Below are 20649 nucleotides of genomic sequence, written 5' to 3'. Positions count from 1 at the left end.
TTAGGGTGCAGCCCGCGCCGGCAACAGCTTCAACGTGCTCCGCGTATTGGCCGCAACCTCTTCATCATTGAGATGCGCCTGGTAGTAGACCCCTTCGATAAACGCCTCAGCCTGGTCGTCATAGTGGCTGTTGAACGGCACGCCGCTCTGGCCGACCGGGTTGATGGTCAGGCTGTGGGCGGGGTCGGCGAAGTCGATCAGGCGGCGGGTCGACGGACCATACGTCACTGGCCATGGCGCCGGACCGATTTTCGCCGAAAGGTTGTTCGGCACTTCGTGAGTGCCTGGCGCCGCGAACGGGCCGACATTGAAGAGACGGTCCAGCGGCTTTTGCTGCCCCAGCGGATGGCCATGCGTCAGCGTGTGCGCCTTGCCCCACTGCCATTGTGCGAAATCGGCGCCGAGGGTGGTCTTGAGGTGAGCGATGCTCGCTTGCCACGCAACCTTGACCGTATCGGCGCGGGTTTCCTTGCCGAGGGTGTTGCGGTTGTCCCACCACGGCGAATCGGGGGTCGCGGCCAGTCGCGGTAATGCCGCATCAATCACCCGGGTCGACAGCAATGTTTCGAAGAAGTCATTGCCCAGCTCATCGTGCATGGTCGCGTCAGCCAGGTTGAACAGCAACTGGTTGAACAGCGTGGCGCTGGTGGAATCGAGCGGGTAGTCGCCTTTCCACTGGGCCAGTTGCTCAACCAGTTTGAGCTCGGCGGGATCGCTCACCCCTTCACGCAATACCGGCAGCAGTGGCGCCAGCAAGCGCGGGCCGTAGGCAGTGGTGGTGCCCAGTTGCAGTTTCTGGCTGGCGTCCAGATCCCACTTGATGGTTTTGTCGCTGAGCTGGCGGTTAAGCTGCTGACCTCGATCGGCCAGGTTGTAGTAACCGGGAATCTCCATGCCGGTTGGCGACACCGGCTGGAAGTTGGCCGAAACGATGTAACCGCGTGCCGGGTTCTCTTCCTGTGGGTTGGCGCTGAACGGGTAGAAACCTTCCTTGTCCGCTTCGGCGGTGCTGCCGTCGAGGATGAACCCCGGGCGCACACCCGCCGGACGTTTTGGCAATTGCGCTGCTGCCCACCAGCCGATGTCGCCCTTGGCGTTGGCCCAGACGATGTTCAGACCCGGCGCTTGAACCTTCGCCGCGGCACTGCGCGCCTTGGCCAGGGTGTCGGCGCGGTTGAGCTGGTAGAAGCCTTCAAGGATCGGATTCTGACTTTCTAGAAACCCCCACCACATGGCGATTGGTGTTTTGCCGACGCTGCTGCCCAGCACATCGTTGACGATCGGACCGTGGGGCGACTGGCGCAGCACCAGTGTCACCGGCGCCTGGCCCTTGACCGCGATCTGCTGTTCGCTGGTCACCATGTCCACCCACTTGCCGCGATACCAGACCTGATTGGGGTTGTCCGGGTTGACCTTCTCGGCGATCAGATCGAGGTCGTCGTTCTGGAACATGGTGATGCTCCAGCCGAAATCGCGGTTCAGCCCGAGGGAGGCGAACGGCATCAACGCCTGATAGTGACCGTAGAGCTCAAAGCTCGGCGCCGAGAGGTGCGCTTCATACCACACCGACGGCGCGGAAAAGCGGATATGCGGGTCGCCGGCCAACAGCGGTTTGCCGCTTTTGGTTTGGCCTCCAGAGACGACCCAGGCGTTGCTGCCCTCGAACTGCGGCAAGCCGTTGTCGGCGAGTGCCTGTTCGCTAAGGCGGGCGAGGGTGTTGAGATCTTTCCAGTCGATACTGGCGAGGGGCGGCGTGCTGCCGTTGAGTACACCTTTGGGCTGCCAGTCGAGATCGAAGATGTTCAGGTAGTTGGCGCCCAACTGATCGCGCACGAAGGTCAGCAACGGTTCGGTGCGAAACGCCGCGGCAAAACTGTAGGCCATGTAGCCGGCGATGCTGATGGTGTCCTGAGCAGTGAACGGGCGTTTGGGGATGCCCAGAACGTCAAACTCTGCGGGTTTTGGATGGCTGTCCTGATACTGGTTAATGCCGTCCAGATAGGCTTGCATGGCGATAAAGGTCGGCGACTGTTTGTCCATATTCGCCAGGTAGGTTTCGGCGCGTTCGCGAATGCGCAGGCTGCGCATCAGCTTGTCAGTGTCGAGCAGTTTCGGGCCCAGCACCTCGGCCAGCTCTCCGCGGGCGAGGCGGCGCAGGACTTCCATCTGAAATAGCCGGTCCTGGGCGTGCACGTACCCGAGGGCGCGGTACAGGTCGGTTTCGTTCTCAGCGCGGATGTGCGGGATGCCGCGCTCGTCGTAGCGCACGGTGACCGAACCTTGCAGGTGTTGCAGCTCCACCATGCCCTGGCGTGTCGGCTGCTTGCTGTAGACGTACCAACCTGCACCTGCGGCGAGCGCGACAATCAGCAGGGCGAGAACGGTCAAGCTACGTTTCATGTTGATTCCTTGTTGTTATGAGTGGCAGCAGATCCCTGGCGGCACTGTTTTAACACGGCTTGGCGATAAGGCCATCGCACTTAGGAGGTATTCGCGTCTCCTGTCAGCCTCACTTCGTTGTATCGACCGGCCACGGGCAGTAACAACCCACCGCCAGCGTGTGCGTGGCATTCACCGCGCGCCCTTCGTTCAACGCTTGCAAAATCGGCTCGATAAAGCTGTTGTTCGAATTGCAGGTCAGGCCTTCGCTGTATGGGCCGAAATACGCCAGTTTGCCGCTGCGATCCCAGATCGCCACGGCCGGGCTGGCGGGGATCTGTTCGGAACCTGGGAGGACGGCGATGCTTTTCAGGCTGCTTAAAGTGCTCGGCAACTGACCGTGGCTGCCAGGCTTTTGTACCGCATAAAACTCCACGCCTTGCGGTACGTAGTGCTCTACCAGTTCGCTCAGGTGCTGTTGGTTACCGACATTGCACGGGCAGGCCGGGTCCCAGAAGTGCACGAGGCGGATGGCACCGGGGCCGGCGAGATGATCGGGCAGGCGCAGCGGGTCACCGGAGAACACCGCAGTATGCTCGCTGAACGCTCGCAGGTAGCGGGCCTGAAACCAGTCGTAAGCAACCCACAGCACGCCGGCGCACACGAGGGCGAGCAGGCTGGCAAGCAGTGTGGCGCGGTAGGGCGAACGCATGGGTTTCAATCCTCGAAGGTCGGCTAGCTTGCCATGCTTGCCGCGACAGATGAATATCGCAGGCCCATAAAGTCCGTTTCACGTTCTGGAATTGCTCATGTCTGCCACTTTCGATCCCGATCATCTGCGTGCCAGCCTGCGGCCACTGGCCGACAGGCAGCCGCTGTCGGTGGAAGCGCTGGCTTACCAGCGGTTCTACGGGCTGGATTTTGCGGGGCGTAATGTGCGCAGTAGCCTTGGGCGGTTCGAGGTCGATGGTTATGAAGTGGTCAGCCAGGTCTGGTGGCCCGAGCGGGCGAAGGCGACGCTGTTTTTGTTCCACGGCTTTTACGATCACACCGGACTTTACCGGCATGTGATCGAGTGGGCGCTGGATCAGGATTTTGCGGTGATTGCCTGCGACCTGCCGGGGCACGGACTGTCCAGTGGTGAACGGGCGAGTATCAAGGATTTCGCCGAGTATCAGGGCACGCTGCAAGGATTGTTCGCCGAGGCGTTGTCCCTTGATCTGCCGCAGCCGTGGCACCTGTGCGGGCAAAGCACTGGCGGCGCGATCGTGATCGATCATGTGCTCAATCAGGGCGCCAGCAGTCCGGCCCAGGGACAGGTAATCCTGTTGTCACCGCTGGTGAGGCCGCGGGCCTGGGGTTGGTCGCTGCTCAGCTATTACCTGCTCAAGCCTTTCGTCAAAGCCATCGCCCGGCGCTTCAGCGAAAACTCCAACGACCCGGGATTTTTGCCCTTCCTGCAAGCCGATCCATTGCAGCCGCTACGTTTGCCGACCGCCTGGGTCGGTGCGTTGGCGTGCTGGATCAAACGCATCGAAGCCGCACCGAGCAGTCCCCGGCGACCGTTGATTGTTCAGGGGCAGGCGGACATGACCGTGGATTGGGAGCATAACCTTGAAGTGTTGCGGGGCAAGTTCGATCGGCCGCAGGTACTGATGTTGCCGCAGGCTCGACATCATTTGGCGAATGAGACGTTGGCGATGCGGCGGGAGTATTTCGGGTTTTTGAGCAAGCGGATCAAGGGGCGAAATCTTTAGCGGCAGTGATGGCCTCTTCGCGGGCAAGCCTCGCTCCTACAATTGGAATGCATTTCCCTGTAGGAGCGAGCGGTGCGGCGGTCCGACTTGCCCGCGAAGGCAATCTCAAACGCGCTGCAGATTATTGGGTGAGGCTCGGCGTACTCTGCCCCACCGCCAGCCCCGCGCGAATCGCCGCCAATGCTGCCTGGTAATAAGCTTTGCCTTCGTCAGACTCGGCAAACGTGGCGAACTCTTCCAGTTCGTTATCCGACAGGTCGCGATAGACATACAACAGCGTGTTGTTCAGATCGCTGCCTATCTGGTCCATCAAGCGCTGACGCTGACCGTTCAACATGCCTTGAGCCTGACCACCGCCGAGCAGGCCGGGGATCATCGAACTGAGGCTGTCGGCCGCGACACCGGCAATCGCCAGGCTGACTTCAGCGCCAGCCTCGCGAGCGGGCAGGGCCTGAGCCAGATGGCCGATGATCAACAGGCGGCTGTCGCTGGCCTGGATCTTGGGTAAACCCTTGGCGTTTTTTGCCAGTTGATCGCGACGGGTCGCGAGCAGTTCGGCGGCGACGATTTTCTTGCCCAAGGGCGATTGAAAGAACGCCAGCGCGGGTTTCGGATCGGCAAGGGTCTTGCGCAATTGCGCTTCGGCGCGCTGGTCCACGGCCTGGGGGGCAAAGCGCTGATTGCTGTTATTCACCAACGCCTGGAAAACGGCCGGTGGCAGGCTGTTCTGATACCGCTGCTGAGCGGCCGAGAGAGCGTCGTTGAAATGCGCGCGTTGTTCTGGCCAGCCGGCGACCTTGTACAACTGGTCGTGGCCGTCTGCCCAAGCGGGCATAACGCAGAACATCAGCATTGAGAAAAGCAAACGGCGCATAGGGACTCCTGTCAGCAGGTGACTATTCTCCGTGCGGCATACGGACTTGTCGAGAATTCGTATCAAGCCGCTGCGCGGCTCTGTCGGATTTTCGGGCACAGGAATACTATGCGCGCCATGCCAATACCCTCTGATCACCCGCTGCTGTTACGTATCGTCGACGACTTGGCTGAACACGGCTGGTCGCAGCAGAATATTTTCCTGCCCAAGGCTCTGACCCTGGAACTGGCGGCTGAGTGCCGTAAACGTGCTGCCGAGGGCGAATTGACCCCGGCCGCCGTGGGGCGCGGGCCGACATCCGAGATTCGCGAGGGGATTCGCGGCGACCATATCCAGTGGATCGAGCCCGGCCAGGCCGATGCTTGCGACAGCTATCTGGAATTGATGGACAGCCTGCGCGAGGCGATGAATCGCGGTTTGTTTCTGGGCCTGGAAGATTTCGAAAGCCATTTCGCCCTGTACCCGCCCGGCGCTTTCTACCTCAAGCATGTCGACCGTTTTCGTGATGACGACCGGCGCATGGTGTCGGCGGTGGTTTACCTCAATGACGCCTGGCTACCCGAGCACGGCGGCCAGTTGCGCATGTACCTCGATGAAAGTGTCGAATACGATGTAGTCCCTGCCGGCGGATGCCTGGTGGTGTTCCTGTCGGGCGAGGTGCCCCACGAAGTCCTACCCGCGACCCGAGATCGCCTGTCGTTGACCGGCTGGTTCCGGCGTCGTGGCAACGAGCCGTTCTGATCATGCAGAAAATTCTGGTTAGCCGCTGCCTGCTGGGCCACCGCGTACGTTACGACGGCGGGGCCAGCGGTCCTTTCGATCAACTTCAGCAGTGGCTTGATGAAGGTCGGGTGGTGCCGTTGTGTCCGGAGGTTGCCGGTGGCTTGCCGACGCCGAGGGCAGCGGCGGAGATTCCGGGCGGGCAGGGTGGTGAAGTGCTTGATGGCCACGCCTCAGTGATCACCACCGAGGGCGAGGACGTCAGCGCCGAGTTTCTCTCGGGGGCTTATCAGGCGTTGGAACTGGTGCAAAAGCACGGCATCAGGATCGCCGTGCTCAAGGCCAACAGCCCGTCTTGCGGGAATTTGTTGACCTATGACGGGACGTTTAGTGGTGTGAAGGTGAGTGGTGAAGGTGTTACTGCGGCGTTGCTCAAGCGTCACGGTGTCCAGGTTTTCAGCGAGCTGGAGTTGCCGCAAGCTGCACAGGCCCTGACCAACCTGATGTAACGTCTTACACAAAACCCCTGTGGGATCTTCAGTGTCTTACGGTTTGGGCGGCACACTCGTATCCGACCCAAACCACTTCTGCGACAACGCTTCCAGTCGCCCATCCGCCTTGATCCGCTGCAACGCGTTCTCCAGGCTGGCATGAAACGCCGGGTTACCCTTTTGAAACGGAATCGCCAGGCTCACGGTCGGGCCGACTTTCGGCTTCTCTTCCGTCAAGGCTTGCACCAGCAGCATCGAGCGCGGTTGCTCTTCCTTCTGCGCGATCAATTGTGCATTGGTGTAGCTGTAAGGTTCGCTGAAGTCGAAACGATCCTTGAGGTCCGGGGTCACTGCTATGTGATTGATGGCGACGTCGTACTTACCGGTTTCAACACCTTGCAGCAGATCGCTGGAATCGGTAATGACGAAGTCGGCCCGTACATCCAGTTCGTTGGCCAGCAGTTGGCCCAATTCGACCTCGAAACCCGTTAGATTGCCATCGTCCTTGAAATTGAACGGCGGTGTATTAGCCTCAAGAGCGATGCGCAATTCGCCACGGTCGTTTACATCGTCAATCAGTTCGGCATGAGCCAAAGGGCTCAAGAGGGGTAGCAGGCAGATCAGGCCAGGCAAAAAACGCATGGTCACTCCTTTGAATTCATTATCGCGATGCTCTGATTCAGGCTCGCTTTGCTATGGTTGTCGAGAGCTTTCGACAACGAATGGCCGTGAAGTTGTCATGGCCACGCGGATTTTACGAAAAAACTGGAGAAGAGAATGAAAACCTTTATGTCACGAGCAGCATTGGCTGGCCTGTTGCTGGGTGCTTCGATGCTGGCAACGGCTGCCACTCCGGCTCCCAAGGGAGCAGAAGCGTTCATCGTTTCCCCGGAAGACGGTGCCACGGTGCCACAGGAATTCAAGGTCAAGTTCGGCGTCAAGGACATCTCTCTGGCCCCGGCGGGCGATGTCACCAAGCACACCGGTCACCACCACCTGCTGATCGACGTCAAAGAGCTCCCCGCCGCTGGCCAGCCGATTCCGACCGACGCCAACCACATGCATTTCGGCAAGGCGCAGACCGAAGCCACCATCAAGCTGCCGCCAGGCAAGCACACCTTGCAGCTTGAGCTGGGCGACAGTGGTCACATTCCGTTCGATCCGCCAATCGTGTCGAAGAAAATCACCGTGACTGTGAAGTAAGTTTCCCCAGGCATGAAAAAGGGAGGCCCGAGGGTCTCCCTTTTTTGTCGCTCAAGTCGCTATCAGAACAACACGCGGCAACGAATGGTGCCGTTGATGTGCTGCAGCTTCTCTTGCGCCATCTCCGAGTATTCGGCGTCGACGTCGATCACGACGTAGCCGACTTTCTCGTTGGTCTGCAGGAACTGACCGGAAATGTTGATGCCGTTTTCGGCGAAGACCTTGTTGATCTCGCTCATCACACCCGGAATGTTCTCGTGGATGTGCAGCAGACGGTGCTTGCCAGGGTGAGCCGGCAGCGCTACTTCCGGGAAGTTCACCGACGATACCGACGTACCGTTGTCGCTGTACTTGACCAGCTTCTCTGCCACTTCCAGACCGATATTGGCTTGCGCTTCAGCGGTGGAACCGCCGATGTGCGGGGTCAGGATCACGTTGTCCAGGCCACGCAGCGGGCTTTCGAACTCTTCGTCGTTGGAGCGTGGCTCCACCGGGAATACGTCGATGGCCGCGCCGATCAGGTGCTTGTCCTTGATCGCGTCCGCCAGGGCGTCCAGCTCGACCACGGTGCCGCGAGCCGCGTTGATCAGGATGCCGCCCTTCTTGATTGCGCGGATTTCTTTCTCGCCGATCATCCACTGGGTCGCAGCGGTTTCCGGAACGTGCAGGGTGACGATGTCGGACATGCCCAGCAGCTCGGTCAGGCTGGCAACTTGTGTTGCGTTACCCAATGGCAGCTTGGTCACGGTGTCGTAGAAGTACACCTGCATGCCCAGGCCTTCAGCCAGGACCGACAACTGAGTGCCGATCGAGCCGTAACCGACGATACCCAACTTCTTGCCGCGGATTTCGAAGGAATTGGCCGCGCTCTTGATCCAGCCGCCACGGTGGCAGGAAGCGTTCTTCTCAGGAATGCCGCGCAACAACAGGATCGCTTCGGCTAGCACCAGCTCCGCTACGGAACGAGTGTTGGAGTACGGTGCGTTAAACACCGCGATGCCGCGTTCGCGAGCCGCGTTGAGGTCGACCTGGTTGGTGCCGATGCAGAAACAGCCGACAGCGACCAGTTTCTTCGCCTGATCGAAGATCTCTTCGGTCAGTTGAGTGCGCGAGCGAATGCCGATGAAGTGCGCATCAGCGATCTTTTCCTTCAGCTGGGCTTCCGGCAGAGAACCTGTGAGGTACTCGATGCTGGTGTAGCCCGCCGACTTGAGGACGTCGACAGCCGATTGGTGGACGCCTTCGAGAAGAAGGAACTTGATCTTGCTCTTATCGAGAGAAGTCTTGCTCATCTGCGTAAACCTGTATCCCGGAGAAAAATGGCAGGAAATAGCCAGCAGACGCTGACCCGGACGACAAGAATGCCGTCGCCGCAGAACAGCCGTTGGGCACTATGCTGCGGGGTCGGTATGCTAGCATATGCACCCCGCTAAACACTCATTCCTGCGACGTGAAGCGTTCTCAGGATGACCATGAATTGTTCGAGAGTTCTGTCGATGACCAATCCTGCCCTGATTGAAGAGCTGAAGACCCTGGTTGAGCCTGGCAAGGTGCTGACCGATGCCGACTCCCTGAATGCTTACGGTAAGGATTGGACCAAGCATTTCGCCCCGGCCCCAACCGCCATCGTGTTCCCCAAGACCACCGAGCAGGTTCAGGCCATTGTTCGTTGGGCCAATGAGCACAACGTTGCATTGGTGCCGTCCGGCGGTCGCACCGGTCTGTCCGCTGCTGCCGTGGCCGCCAATGGCGAAGTCGTCGTGTCCTTTGACTACATGAACCAGATCCTCGACGTGAACCTGACCGACCGCACAGCGGTCTGCCAGCCAGGCGTGGTCACCGAACACCTGCAGAACGTCGCTGAAGAAAAAGGCCTGTACTACCCGGTGGACTTCGCTTCGGCAGGTTCCAGCCAGATTGGCGGCAATATCGGCACCAATGCCGGCGGGATCAAGGTCATTCGCTACGGCATGACCCGCAACTGGGTCGCGGGCATGAAAGTCGTCACCGGCAAAGGCGATCTGCTGGAACTGAACAAAGACCTGATCAAGAACGCCACGGGTTACGACCTGCGTCAGTTGTTCATCGGCGCAGAAGGCACCCTCGGTTTTGTGGTCGAAGCCACCATGCGTCTGGACCGCGCGCCGAAGAACCTTACCGCGATGGTCCTCGGCACTGCCGATTTCGACTCGATCATGCCGGTGCTGCACGCGTTCCAGAGCAAACTCGACCTGACTGCTTTCGAATTTTTCTCCGACAAAGCCCTGGCCAAGGTGATGGCTCGCGGCGACGTGCCGGCGCCTTTCGAAACCGATTGCCCGTTCTACGCGCTGCTGGAATTCGAAGCGACCACCGAAGAAGTGGCTAACCACGCCCTGGAAACCTTCGAGCACTGTGTCGAGCAGGGCTGGGTACTGGACGGCGTGATGAGCCAGAGCGAAACCCAGCTGCAGAACCTCTGGAAGCTGCGCGAATACATCTCCGAGACCATCTCGCACTGGACGCCGTACAAGAACGACATTTCGGTCACTGTGTCGAAAGTCCCGGCGTTCCTGAAGGAAATCGACGCGATCGTCGGCGAACACTACCCGGATTTCGAAATTGTCTGGTTCGGCCACATCGGCGACGGCAACTTGCACTTGAACATCCTCAAGCCGGAGAACCTGAGCAAGGACGAGTTCTTTGCCAAGTGCGCGACCGTCAACAAGTGGGTGTTCGAAACCGTCGAGAAGTACAACGGCTCGATTTCCGCCGAACATGGCGTGGGCATGACCAAGCGTGACTACTTGACCTATAGCCGATCAAAGGTTGAGATCGAGTACATGAAAGCCGTCAAAGCGGTGTTCGACCCGAACGGCATCATGAACCCGGGCAAGATTTTCGCTGTTTGACTTTTGAATTTGAGAGCTACGAAACAGGAGTCGGTAATGAGCTATCAGCACCAGTATGTCGACGGTACGCGTATTCATTTTCCGCTCGGGAAGGTGGTGTGCATCGGCCGCAACTACGCCGAACACGCCAAGGAACTGGACAACCCGGTGCCTACAGAACCGCTGCTGTTCATTAAGCCGGGCAGTTGCGTAGTACCGCTGGAAGGCGGTTTCAGCATTCCGACCGAACGGGGCTCGGTGCATTACGAAGCGGAAATCGCGGTGTTGATCGGCAAGCCATTGTCGACCAAGCCAAACCGTGAAGAAGTACTCGATGCTATCTCCGGCTTCGCTCCGGCCTTGGACCTGACGCTGCGCGACAAGCAGGCCGAGCTGAAATCCAAGGGCCTGCCGTGGGAAATCGCCAAGTCCTTCGACGGTGCGGCGGTGATTGCGCCCTTCGTGTCCGGCAGCACGTTCGCTGACCTGACCGACATCGGCATCCGCCTGACCATCAATGGTGAAGTCCGCCAGGACGGCAACAGCAGCGCGATGCTTAACCCGATCGTGCCGATGATCCAGCACATGGCCGGCTGCTTCTCGCTGCAGGCCGGTGACGTGATCCTGACGGGTACGCCGGTTGGCGTCGGTCCGCTGAATGTCGGTGATGAACTGGTGCTGGAATTGCCAGGCGCCAGCAGCTTCACCATCAGCGTCCGCTAAAAAAGCAAAAGATCGCAGCCTTCGGCAGCTCCTACACCGACCTCTGTAGGAGCTGCCGAAGGCTGCGATCTTTTGAACTTGGCTGCCCGCACAGGGCTTTCCCGCCATTTCCCGTTTTTTTCACATCTCGTCCGGATAATTCCGGGACTTGCGGCGTCTGAGCCGATCCCAATTATGCTATTACCCTTAGCCTGAATTTCTGGAACGCATCCCTCGATGGTCACCCAACCGCTGCCCACGCTTAAAACTGCCCGCCGCTCGCGCTTTGTCATGCGTTGGTATTCCTGGCTTTTGCTGGGGGCCGCCGCCGTGTATGGCCTCGCGTTTGCGATGCATTGGGATGACCGTGGTGTGCTCTGGGTGCTGGAGCGTTTCGAAAGCACCGCCGAACGTCAGGAGAGCATCTGGCTGCCGGATTACCGGGCCGTGATCGACGCCAAAATGCTGCCGGGCATGGAGAAGGACGAAGCGTCGGACCTGGCCTACGATCCGCAGTCCAAAACCCTGTTTTCGGTCATGGGAAAAAATCCGTTTCTGGTCGAACTGACTTTGCAGGGTGACGTGCTGCGCAAGATGCCGCTGGTGGGCTGGAGCAACCCGGAAGGCGTGACCGTGATGGGTAACGGTCTGCTGGCCATCGTCGATGAACGCCAACACATGCTTTCCATCGTCAAAGTTGACGCTGACACCCGCGAGCTGAATATCGCCCACTTCCCGAAATACGACCTCGGCCCTTCGAAAGACCAAAACAAGGCCTTCGAAGCCATTGTCTGGGACTCGCGCAATCAGCAAATGTTGCTGGGTGAAGAGCGTCCACCGGCGTTGTTCACCTGGAAAAGCAACGATGGCCAGACACTCACCGGCGACAAGCAGCAATTTGCCAATGATGACCTGGACATCCGCAACCTCTCGGCCCTGGCCATCGACCCGCGCACCGGTCATACCCTGGTGTTGTCCGCCGACTCCCACTTGCTGCTGGAGCTGGACGAGAAGGGCGAGCAGGTCAGCTTCATGACCTTGCTGGGCGGCTTCAATGGTCTGAAGAAAACCATCCCTCGCGCCGAAGGCGTAACCATGGACGATGTGGGTACGCTGTACATCGTGAGCGAACCGAACCTGTTCTACCGTTTCGAAAAACAACGGTAGGAGCTGCCGAAGGCTGCGATTTTTTGGCGTAGGCAAAATTGTTAAAGATCAAAAGATCGCAGCCTTCGGCAGCTCCTACGCCATTAAGCTTCAATTCAGGCTGGCGTGGTATTTCATCCGCCTGTTCTGTTCTCGAGCTTGCCCGAATGCGCCGACTTGCCCGCCCCAAACCCCTGATGTTAATCCTGTCAGTGATTGCCTTGATCGCGCTGATTGCGGTCGGCCAGTACCTGCGCCTGTTTGAGCGCGGCTGGTTCAATCTGCACACGCTCTGGCAGCCGACGAACGATCAGTCCATCGCTCTGGACCACTATCAGGTGACGGTCGAGGCGCGAGTCATTGAAGGGCTGGATGACGATGTTTCGGCGTTGACCTTCGATCCGGTGCGCAAAAGCCTGTTCACCGTCACCAACAAAAACTCTGAGCTGATCGAGCTGTCTCTGGACGGCCAGATTCTTCGACGCATTGCGCTGGTCGGGTTTGGCGATCCGGAAGCCGTAGAGTTCATCAGCGCCGACACGTACGTGATCACTGACGAGCGTGAGCAGCGGCTGATCAAGATCCATCTGGAGAAGGACACAGCGTTCCTCGACGCAGCGGATGCCGAGCAGATGACCCTTGGCGTGCACATGAGCAGCAATAAGGGCTTCGAAGGTCTGGCGTACGACTCGGTGGGCAAGCGGTTGTTTGTCGCCAAGGAACGCGACCCGATGCTGATCTATGAAGTGCAGGGCTTTCCGCATTACAACCCGGAAAAATCCTACGCGGTGCACGTCGTTAACAACCCCAAGCGCGATGCCGGGATGTTCGTGACGGACCTGTCGAGCCTGCAATACGACGAGCGCAGCGGCCATCTGCTGGCGTTGTCGGATGAGTCGCGACTGATTCTGGAACTGGATGTGAACGGGCGACCGCTGAGCACCCTGTCACTGAGCAAGGGCCGCCAGGGGTTGCAGAAGACGGTGCCGCAAGCGGAAGGGATCGCCATGGATGACGACGGTACGATGTACCTGGTGAGCGAGCCGAACCTGTTCTACGTCTTCAAAAAACCACCACAACCCTGAGGGTTGTGGTGGTTTACGTGTTTAAGCGCGCAGGGTTTTAACGCCTTCGCTGGTGCCCAGCAGCAACAGATCCGCAGGACGTGCCGCGAACAAACCGTTAGTGACCACGCCGACGATGGCGTTGATCTGCGTCTCCAGCTCCACCGGGTTGGTGATCTGCATGTTGAAAACGTCGAGGATGATGTTGCCGTTGTCGGTCAGCACGCCTTCACGGTAGACCGGGTCGCCGCCGAGCTTCACCAGCTCGCGGGCCACGTGGCTGCGGGCCATCGGGATGACTTCGACCGGCAGCGGGAACGCACCGAGCACCGGCACCAGTTTGCTGGCGTCGGCGATGCAGATGAAGGTCTTGGCCACGGCCGCCACAATCTTCTCGCGGGTCAGGGCTGCGCCGCCGCCCTTGATCAGGTTCAGGTGCTCGTCGCTTTCATCGGCGCCGTCGACGTAAAACTCCAGGTCGCTGACGGTGTTCAGCTCATACACCGGGATGCCGTGGCCCTTGAGGCGGGCGGCGGTGGCTTCGGAACTGGCTACCGCGCCGTCGAATGCGCCCTTGTGCCGGGCCAGTGCGTCGATGAAGCAGTTGGCGGTGGAGCCGGTGCCGACCCCGACAATGCTCTTGTCGTCGAGTTTCGGAAGGATGAAGTCGACGGCGGCCTGAGCCACTGCCTGTTTGAGTTGATCCTGGGTCATGCGGGCTCCGAAGCGGGCAAGGGGAGAACGGAAAGGCCGGCATTATAGCTCCATGCCGGGCTAAAACCTCTTGATTCGTGTGGTCGCTTAGGCAAAAGCCGGGTTAGACTCGTTGGCCCTGCCCAACCCGCTCAGTGATGCTTTCCGATGCTCGAACAGTACGTCAAAAAGATCCTCACCTCGCGCGTTTATGACGTTGCCGTAGAAACCCCATTGCAGACTGCCCGCCAGCTCTCCGAGCGGCTGGGCAATAATATTTTGCTCAAGCGCGAAGACTTGCAGCCCGTGTTCTCGTTCAAGATTCGCGGCGCCTACAACAAGCTGACCCAGCTGAGCGATGAAGAGCGCGCTCGCGGTGTCGTGACCGCGTCGGCGGGCAACCACGCGCAAGGCCTGGCCCTGGCGGCGAAGGTGTTGGGCGTGAAAGCGACCATCGTCATGCCCAAGACCACCCCGGAAATCAAAGTCGAAGGCGTGCGCTCGCGCGGCGGCAAAGTGGTGCTGCACGGGGATTCGTTCCCGGAAGCCCTGGCCTACTCGCTGAAACTGGTCGACGAAAAAGGCTACGTCTACATCCATCCGTACGACGATCCCCACACCATTGCGGGGCAGGGCACGGTGGCGATGGAGATTCTGCGTCAGCACCCTGGGCGTCTGGATGCGATTTTCGTTCCGGTAGGCGGCGGCGGGCTGATCGCCGGGATCACGGCGTACGTGAAGTACTTGCGGCCTGAAATCAAAATCATCGGCGTCGAGCCGGATGATTCCAACTGTCTGCAAGCCGCCATGGCCGCTGGCGAGCGCGTGATCCTGTCGACCGTGGGCCTCTTCGCCGACGGCGTCGCGGTGGCGCAGATTGGTCAGCACACCTTTGATATCTGCAAAGACTATGTCGATGAAGTGATCACCGTCAGTACCGATGAAATCTGTGCGGCGATCAAGGACATCTACGACGATACCCGCTCGATCACCGAACCTGCCGGCGCCTTGGGTGTAGCCGGGATCAAGAAATATGTCGAGCGACGCGGCGTCACCGGGCACACCTTTGTGGCCATCGACTCCGGTGCCAACGTCAACTTCGACCGCCTGCGCCACGTCGCTGAACGCGCCGAGCTGGGCGAAGGTCGCGAGGCCATCATCGCCGTGACCATCCCCGAGCAACCGGGCAGCTTCAAGGCGTTCTGTGAAGCCATCGGCAAGCGCCAGATCACCGAATTCAACTACCGCTACAACACCGGCAGCGAGGCGCACATCTTTGTTGGCGTGCAGACGCACCCGGAAAACGATCCGCGCAGCGCGCTGATTGCCAGCCTGACCGAGCAGGGTTTTCCGGTGCTCGATCTGACCGACAACGAACTTGCCAAGTTGCACATCCGCCACATGGTCGGCGGGCGTGCGGCTCATGTGGTCGATGAAGTGGTGCTGCGCTTTGAGTTCCCGGAGCGTCCGGGCGCGCTGTTCAACTTCCTCAACAAGCTCGGCGGGCGCTGGAACATCTCGATGTTCCACTACCGCAACCATGGCGCGGCGGATGGCCGTGTGGTCGCGGGCCTGCAAGTGCCTCACGATGAACGCCATCTGGTGCCCGCTGCGCTGGAAGAAATCGGCTACCCATACTGGGACGAAAGCGACAACCCGGCCTATCAGTTGTTTCTCGGCTGAGCGGCTACGCTGATGGGCAAACCATAAGGAAATCGAACAATGGAAACGTTAATCGCCCTTAAAGTGGCTCACATCGTGGCGACAGTGCTGCTGTTGATCAGCGCGTTGGGTCTGGCGATCTGGGTCTGGCGTACGCGTCGTAACGGTGATGCGACGGCTCACACGCGCACGTTGCAGCGACCGCGCGTGTTTATCTGGCTGGTGATGGGGCTGGCACTGCTGAGCATGCCGTTTACCGGCTGGTGGATGGTGCATCTGGTGGGCTGGCCGCTGGGGCAGACCTGGTTGCTGGCGTCCAGTGTGCTTTACACCGTCGCGGCGTTGGGCTGGTTCTGGTTGCTGGTGCGGCTGAATAAGCTGCGCAAGACGCCTGGTGGAAACGGCAAATTCACTTTTGCCCTCGCACTGTTCAGCTTCGTCTGTTTCATCGCGATTGCGGGGTTGATGGGCGCGAAGCCGGTTTAAGGCGTTGGACCTCGTTGGCCCCATCGCGAGCGAGCTTGCTCGCGATGGCGGTATCAGCCGCGCAGAGTGATTACCGGCCAGCCACGCTTCTCGGCTTCGGCGCGCAAATTCGGATCAGGATCAACCACAACCGGATTCGCCACCTGCTCAAGAAGCGGCAAATCATTCATCGAGTCGCTATAGAAGTAGCTGTCCTCCAACGAATACCCAGTCTCTTCCAGCCAACGATTCAACCGCGTCACCTTGCCTTCACGAAAGCACGGCACGTCGGTACTGCGCCCGGTGTAGCGGCCATCAACCATTTCACATTCGGTGGCGATCAGGGTTTCGACAGCCAAGCGCTCGGCAATCGGTCCGGTGACGAAGCGGTTGGTGGCGGTGATGATCACCAGTTTGTCGCCGGCCTCACGGTGCTTGGCCAGCAGTTCGATAGCCTTGGGCAACACAATCGGTTCGATGCAGTCGCGCATGTAGTCGCGGTGCCATTGATCCAGCGTGGCCATTTCGGTACGGCCGAGGACTTCCAGGCAGAAGTTCAGGTAGGCATCGTTATCCAGCTTGCCGGCCAGGTAGTCCTGATAGAACTCGTCGTTGCGCGCCTTGTAGGCGACGGCGTCGAGGAAGCCGCGTTCGCACAGGTAATCGCCCCAAGCGTGGTCACTGTCACCGCCCAAGAGCGTGTTGTCCAAGTCGAATAAAGCCAGCCGCATTGCAGTTACTCGCTGAAAAGTCTGTAGAAAGGCGTCCAGAATACGGACTTTTCACAAGAGTGCACATAAGGTAAGCCGGCTCGTTGCTGCTATCACAACCTTTGTGGAACAATGCGCCGACATGCGTTTGCGAGGTTGTTGCCGTGATCGACCCCGATGGTTTCCGCCCCAATGTCGGGATCATTCTCACGAATGATGCCGGACAGGTGCTATGGGCTCGCCGTATCAATCAAGATGCCTGGCAGTTTCCACAGGGCGGGATCAACCCCCAGGAGACGCCGGAAGACGCCTTGTACCGCGAGTTGAACGAAGAAGTGGGTCTTGAGCGCGAAGATGTTGAAATTCTCGCCTGCACCCGGGGCTGGTTGCGCTATCGTTTGCCGCAACGTCTGGTCAGGACACACAGCCAACCGCTGTGCATTGGCCAGAAACAGAAATGGTTTCTCCTGCGCCTGGTCTCCAACGAGCAGCGGGTGCGGATGGATTTGACCGGTAAACCGGAATTCGATGGCTGGCGCTGGGTCAGCTATTGGTATCCGTTGGGTCAGGTGGTGACATTCAAGCGCGAGGTGTATCGACGCGCTCTCAAAGAGCTTGCCCCGCGCCTTTTAACGCGCGACTGACGACGGAGTTCGACCCCGAGCCATGCTCAATACGCTGCGCAAGATCGTCCAGGAAGTTAACTCCGCCAAGGATCTCAAGGCGGCGTTGGGGATTATTGTGTTGCGCGTCAAAGAGGCCATGGGCAGCCAGGTCTGCTCGGTCTACCTGCTTGACCCTGAGACCAACCGCTTCGTGCTGATGGCCACCGAGGGCTTGAACAAGCGCTCGATCGGCAAAGTCAGCATGGCACCCAACGAAGGTCTGGTCGGCCTGGTCGGCACGCGTGAAGAACCCCTGAACCTCGAAAACGCCGCGGATCACCCGCGCTACCGCTACTTCGCCGAGACCGGTGAAGAACGCTACGCCTCGTTCCTCGGGGCGCCGATCATTCACCACCGCCGCGTCGTCGGCGTGTTGGTCATTCAGCAAAAAGAACGTCGCCAGTTCGATGAAGGTGAAGAAGCCTTCCTCGTGACCATGAGCGCACAGCTCGCCGGCGTTATCGCTCACGCCGAAGCCACCGGTTCGATCCGGGGGCTGGGCCGTCAGGGCAAGGGCATCCAGGAAGCCAAGTTCGTTGGCGTACCGGGTTCGCCGGGTGCGGCAGTCGGTACCGCGGTGGTCATGTTGCCGCCGGCCGATCTGGATGTGGTGCCCGACAAAACCATCACCGACATCACCGCAGAACTCGGGCTGTTCAAGACCGCGATCGAAGGCGTGCGCGCCGACATGCGCGCCTTGTCCGCCAAGCTGGCGAACCAGTTGCGTCCCGAAGAGCGCGCGCTGTTCGACGTCTATCTGATGATGCTCGACGATGCCTCGCTCGGCAGCGAGATCACCACCGTGATCAAGACCGGCCAGTGGGCCCAGGGCGCATTGCGTCAGGTGGTCACCGAACACGTCAACCGTTTCGAATTGATGGACGACGCCTACCTGCGTGAGCGCGCGTCCGACGTCAAGGACCTCGGTCGGCGCTTGCTGGCTTACTTGCAGGAAGAGCGCCAGCAGACCCTGGTCTACCCCGACAATACCATTCTGATCAGCGAAGAACTGACGCCGGCGATGCTCGGCGAGGTGCCGGAAGGCAAGCTGGTGGGTCTGGTGTCGGTACTCGGTTCCGGCAACTCCCACGTCGCGATCCTGGCCCGCGCCATGGGTATCCCGACGGTCATGGGCCTGGTCGACCTGCCGTATTCCAAGGTCGACGGCATTCAGATGATCGTCGACGGCTACCACGGCGAGGTCTACACCAACCCCAGCGAAGTGCTGCGCAAGCAGTTCGCCGAGGTCGTCGAGGAAGAGAAACAACTGTCCCTCGGACTGGATAAGCTGCGGGACTTGCCGTGCGTGACCCTCGATGGTCACCGCATGCCGCTGTGGGTCAACACCGGTCTGCTGGCGGATGTGGCACGGGCGCAGAAGCGTGGCGCTGAAGGCGTCGGTCTGTACCGCACCGAAGTGCCGTTCATGATCAACCAGCGCTTCCCGAGCGAAAAAGAGCAGCTGGCGATCTATCGCGAACAACTCGCCGCGTTCCACCCGCAACCCGTGACCATGCGCAGCCTGGACATCGGCGGTGACAAGTCGCTATCGTATTTCCCGATCAAGGAAGACAACCCGTTCCTCGGCTGGCGCGGTATTCGCGTCACGCTCGACCACCCGGAAATCTTTCTGGTCCAGACTCGCGCCATGCTCAAGGCTAGCGAAGGCCTGAATAACCTGCGGATTCTGCTGCCGATGATCTCCGGCACCCACGAACTGGAAGAAGCCCTGCACCTGATTCACCGGGCCTGGGGTGAAGTCCGCGACGAAGGCTGCGACGTGCCTATGCCGCCGATCGGCGTGATGATCGAAATTCCGGCGGCGGTTTATCAGACCAAGGAACTGGCGCGGCAAGTGGACTTCCTGTCGGTCGGCTCCAACGACCTGACCCAGTACCTGTTGGCGGTGGACCGAAACAACCCGCGTGTAGCCGACCTCTACGACTGCCTGCACCCAGCGGTGCTGCAAGCCCTTCAGAGCGTGGTGCGTGACGCTCATGCCGAAGGCAAGCCAGTGAGTATCTGCGGTGAGATGGCCGGCGATCCGGCGGCGGCGGTGCTGTTGATGGCGATGGGTTTCGACAGCCTGTCGATGAACGCCACCAACTTGCCGAAAGTGAAGTGGATGCTGCGTCAGATCAACCTGAGCAAGGCCAAGGAATTGCTGGCCGAGCTGATGACCATCGACAACCCGCAAGTTATCCACAGCTCGCTGCAATTGGCGCTGAAGAACCTTGGGTTGGCGCGGATGATTAATCCGGCTTCGGCTAAAACTCTCTAAGCCTGCATTGGCCTCTTCGCGGGCAAGCCTCGCTCCTACAGGGATTAGGTGATCCTTGTAGGAGCGAGGCTTGCCCGCGAAGGCGTCCTCGAATACGCCACAAATCTAAACCCTGACCTCAACTTCCCCCAAATGCCCCCCATACGGCCCGAAACTCCGTTCAACCATCCACCGCGTCCCATCTGCCTGAACAATCAACGCCGTACTCGCCCGAGTCCCATAACTCGGGCTGGCAATAAACACACTCGACAGCAACGTCTCGGTGGCCAACCCGACCCCGGTATCCGGCAGTTCGGCAAACGTCGCCGTCTGCGGATCATTCAGCAACGCCAGTAGCGCCTGGGGCTGCGGATCTTCCAGCACTTCCTCCAGCGCTGCCCGTGCCTTGAGCAGTTTCGGCCACGGCGTATCCAGCCCCGCGTTCGACAACCCATAAACCCCCGGTGGCAGCATCACCGCCTCAGTCTTCCGGGCATTGAAGTGCCACAGTTCGTTGGCATTACCGATCAGCAGATTAAATCCGGCATATTCCAGCGAACGTGCGACAACGTCGCTCAAATAGTCATCAATCGGCAAATCCCCGCTAAGAAATTGCGCCACCAGCTCTCCTCGCGACTTGCGCGCAGGTGGCTGATGCGGATCGCGGATATTGGTCAGTGCGGCAAAGCGTCCATTGGCGCCAACACCGAGCCAGGTGCCCCCAGCCTCCAGATCGCGACCGGCATGAACGTGCGGCGCTTCGGGCCATTGCGCCAGAGGCAGGCTGGGCCGGGCGTAGAACTCGTCGCGGTTGGCCGCCACGATCAGCGGCTGGTCGTGACCCGGTCGCCAAGCGAAAACAATCAGGCACATAAGGTGGTCCTTTTGTGTTTTCTGCCCACTCTACTCAGTCATCGTGCGGGTATCCATCGCCATCCAGTGGAGCTTGAGGCCATGCATCCGTTACCATGCCGCTCTCATTTGGGGA

Annotated in this window: 20 protein-coding genes; 12 read left to right on the top strand and 8 right to left on the bottom strand. The window is 59.8% G+C overall.

The features are described 5' to 3' along the window. Positions 1-2400 carry a penicillin acylase family protein gene (locus tag ACYZTU_RS27670; protein ID WP_461966993.1) on the bottom strand — a complete coding sequence of 800 codons (2400 nt, stop codon included), beginning with the start codon at positions 2398-2400 and terminating at the stop codon, positions 1-3. Positions 2401-2509: 109 nt separating this feature from the next. Then, a complete protein-coding gene (locus tag ACYZTU_RS27665) occupies positions 2510-3091 on the bottom strand; it encodes a DUF6436 domain-containing protein (RefSeq protein ID WP_461966991.1) in 582 nt (193 codons plus the stop codon). 97 nt (positions 3092-3188) lie between these two features. Between ACYZTU_RS27665 and bipL the strand changes: the two genes are divergently transcribed. Continuing rightward, positions 3189-4136, top strand: coding sequence for a phospholipase BipL (gene bipL / locus ACYZTU_RS27660; protein WP_461966989.1), 948 nt, complete (start codon positions 3189-3191; stop codon positions 4134-4136). Between the two features lie 121 nt (positions 4137-4257). Here bipL and ACYZTU_RS27655 read toward each other — a convergent pair whose 3' ends face one another. Continuing rightward, positions 4258-5010 (bottom strand): DUF2059 domain-containing protein, encoded by a 753-nt coding sequence (locus ACYZTU_RS27655; protein WP_449646073.1) that lies wholly within the window; start codon positions 5008-5010, stop codon positions 4258-4260. Between the two features lie 108 nt (positions 5011-5118). Here ACYZTU_RS27655 and ACYZTU_RS27650 point away from each other — a divergent pair, with 108 nt between their 5' ends. Together ACYZTU_RS27650 and ACYZTU_RS27645 are read left to right on the top strand one after the other, a co-directional pair. Further along, positions 5119-5751, top strand: a complete 633-nt coding sequence (locus ACYZTU_RS27650) for a 2OG-Fe(II) oxygenase (RefSeq protein ID WP_461966987.1) — start codon at positions 5119-5121, stop codon at positions 5749-5751. Positions 5752-5753: 2 nt separating this feature from the next. Beyond that, entirely contained in the window at positions 5754-6239 is a 486-nt protein-coding gene (locus tag ACYZTU_RS27645; protein ID WP_461966985.1) for a 2-thiouracil desulfurase family protein, read from the top strand. 36 nt (positions 6240-6275) lie between these two features. Here ACYZTU_RS27645 and ACYZTU_RS27640 read toward each other — a convergent pair whose 3' ends face one another. Next, on the bottom strand, positions 6276-6863 hold the full coding sequence (locus tag ACYZTU_RS27640; protein WP_461966983.1) for a transporter substrate-binding domain-containing protein: 588 nt from the start codon (positions 6861-6863) through the stop codon (positions 6276-6278). Between the two features lie 135 nt (positions 6864-6998). Here ACYZTU_RS27640 and ACYZTU_RS27635 point away from each other — a divergent pair, with 135 nt between their 5' ends. After that, a complete protein-coding gene (locus tag ACYZTU_RS27635; RefSeq protein WP_461966982.1) occupies positions 6999-7424 on the top strand; it encodes a DUF4399 domain-containing protein in 426 nt (141 codons plus the stop codon). A gap of 62 nt (positions 7425-7486) precedes the next feature. Here ACYZTU_RS27635 and serA read toward each other — a convergent pair whose 3' ends face one another. Then, positions 7487-8716, bottom strand: a complete 1230-nt coding sequence (gene serA / locus ACYZTU_RS27630) for a phosphoglycerate dehydrogenase (RefSeq protein ID WP_449646078.1) — start codon at positions 8714-8716, stop codon at positions 7487-7489. 204 nt (positions 8717-8920) lie between these two features. Here serA and ACYZTU_RS27625 point away from each other — a divergent pair, with 204 nt between their 5' ends. From ACYZTU_RS27625 to ACYZTU_RS27610, 4 genes are all read left to right on the top strand, one after another. Continuing rightward, positions 8921-10315, top strand: a complete 1395-nt coding sequence (locus ACYZTU_RS27625; RefSeq protein WP_461966980.1) for an FAD-binding oxidoreductase — start codon at positions 8921-8923, stop codon at positions 10313-10315. A 36-nt stretch (positions 10316-10351) separates the two neighbouring features. Then, a complete protein-coding gene (locus ACYZTU_RS27620) occupies positions 10352-11017 on the top strand; it encodes a fumarylacetoacetate hydrolase family protein (RefSeq protein ID WP_461966978.1) in 666 nt (221 codons plus the stop codon). A gap of 216 nt (positions 11018-11233) precedes the next feature. Further along, positions 11234-12163, top strand: a complete 930-nt coding sequence (locus ACYZTU_RS27615) for an SdiA-regulated domain-containing protein (protein ID WP_461966976.1) — start codon at positions 11234-11236, stop codon at positions 12161-12163. A 146-nt stretch (positions 12164-12309) separates the two neighbouring features. Continuing rightward, entirely contained in the window at positions 12310-13227 is a 918-nt protein-coding gene (locus tag ACYZTU_RS27610; RefSeq protein ID WP_461966974.1) for an SdiA-regulated domain-containing protein, read from the top strand. Positions 13228-13248: 21 nt separating this feature from the next. Here ACYZTU_RS27610 and rpiA read toward each other — a convergent pair whose 3' ends face one another. Further along, a complete protein-coding gene (gene rpiA / locus ACYZTU_RS27605) occupies positions 13249-13920 on the bottom strand; it encodes a ribose-5-phosphate isomerase RpiA (protein WP_461966972.1) in 672 nt (223 codons plus the stop codon). A 147-nt stretch (positions 13921-14067) separates the two neighbouring features. Here rpiA and ilvA point away from each other — a divergent pair, with 147 nt between their 5' ends. Beyond that, complete coding sequence (gene ilvA / locus ACYZTU_RS27600) at positions 14068-15582, top strand: threonine ammonia-lyase, biosynthetic (protein WP_461966970.1); 1515 nt, start codon at positions 14068-14070, stop codon at positions 15580-15582. A gap of 39 nt (positions 15583-15621) precedes the next feature. After that, a complete protein-coding gene (locus ACYZTU_RS27595; RefSeq protein ID WP_461966968.1) occupies positions 15622-16047 on the top strand; it encodes a DUF2269 domain-containing protein in 426 nt (141 codons plus the stop codon). 53 nt (positions 16048-16100) lie between these two features. On the opposite strand, the gene ACYZTU_RS27590 is transcribed toward ACYZTU_RS27595, so the two are convergent. Next, positions 16101-16757, bottom strand: coding sequence for a histidinol-phosphatase (locus tag ACYZTU_RS27590; RefSeq protein WP_461966966.1), 657 nt, complete (start codon positions 16755-16757; stop codon positions 16101-16103). A 143-nt stretch (positions 16758-16900) separates the two neighbouring features. Here ACYZTU_RS27590 and ACYZTU_RS27585 point away from each other — a divergent pair, with 143 nt between their 5' ends. Together ACYZTU_RS27585 and ptsP are read left to right on the top strand one after the other, a co-directional pair. Next, entirely contained in the window at positions 16901-17380 is a 480-nt protein-coding gene (locus tag ACYZTU_RS27585) for an RNA pyrophosphohydrolase (RefSeq protein WP_095083604.1), read from the top strand. Between the two features lie 22 nt (positions 17381-17402). Further along, positions 17403-19682 carry a phosphoenolpyruvate--protein phosphotransferase gene (ptsP, locus tag ACYZTU_RS27580; protein WP_461966964.1) on the top strand — a complete coding sequence of 760 codons (2280 nt, stop codon included), beginning with the start codon at positions 17403-17405 and terminating at the stop codon, positions 19680-19682. Positions 19683-19787: 105 nt separating this feature from the next. Here ptsP and ACYZTU_RS27575 read toward each other — a convergent pair whose 3' ends face one another. Continuing rightward, a complete protein-coding gene (locus tag ACYZTU_RS27575) occupies positions 19788-20534 on the bottom strand; it encodes an NRDE family protein (RefSeq protein WP_461966962.1) in 747 nt (248 codons plus the stop codon). Between the last annotated feature and the right edge of the window lie 115 nt (positions 20535-20649).

This window comes from Pseudomonas sp. HLT2-19-2 (assembly GCF_054898005.1).
Note: the sequence above shows the minus strand (reverse complement) of the source record. Positions and strands in the feature narration are given on the sequence as shown.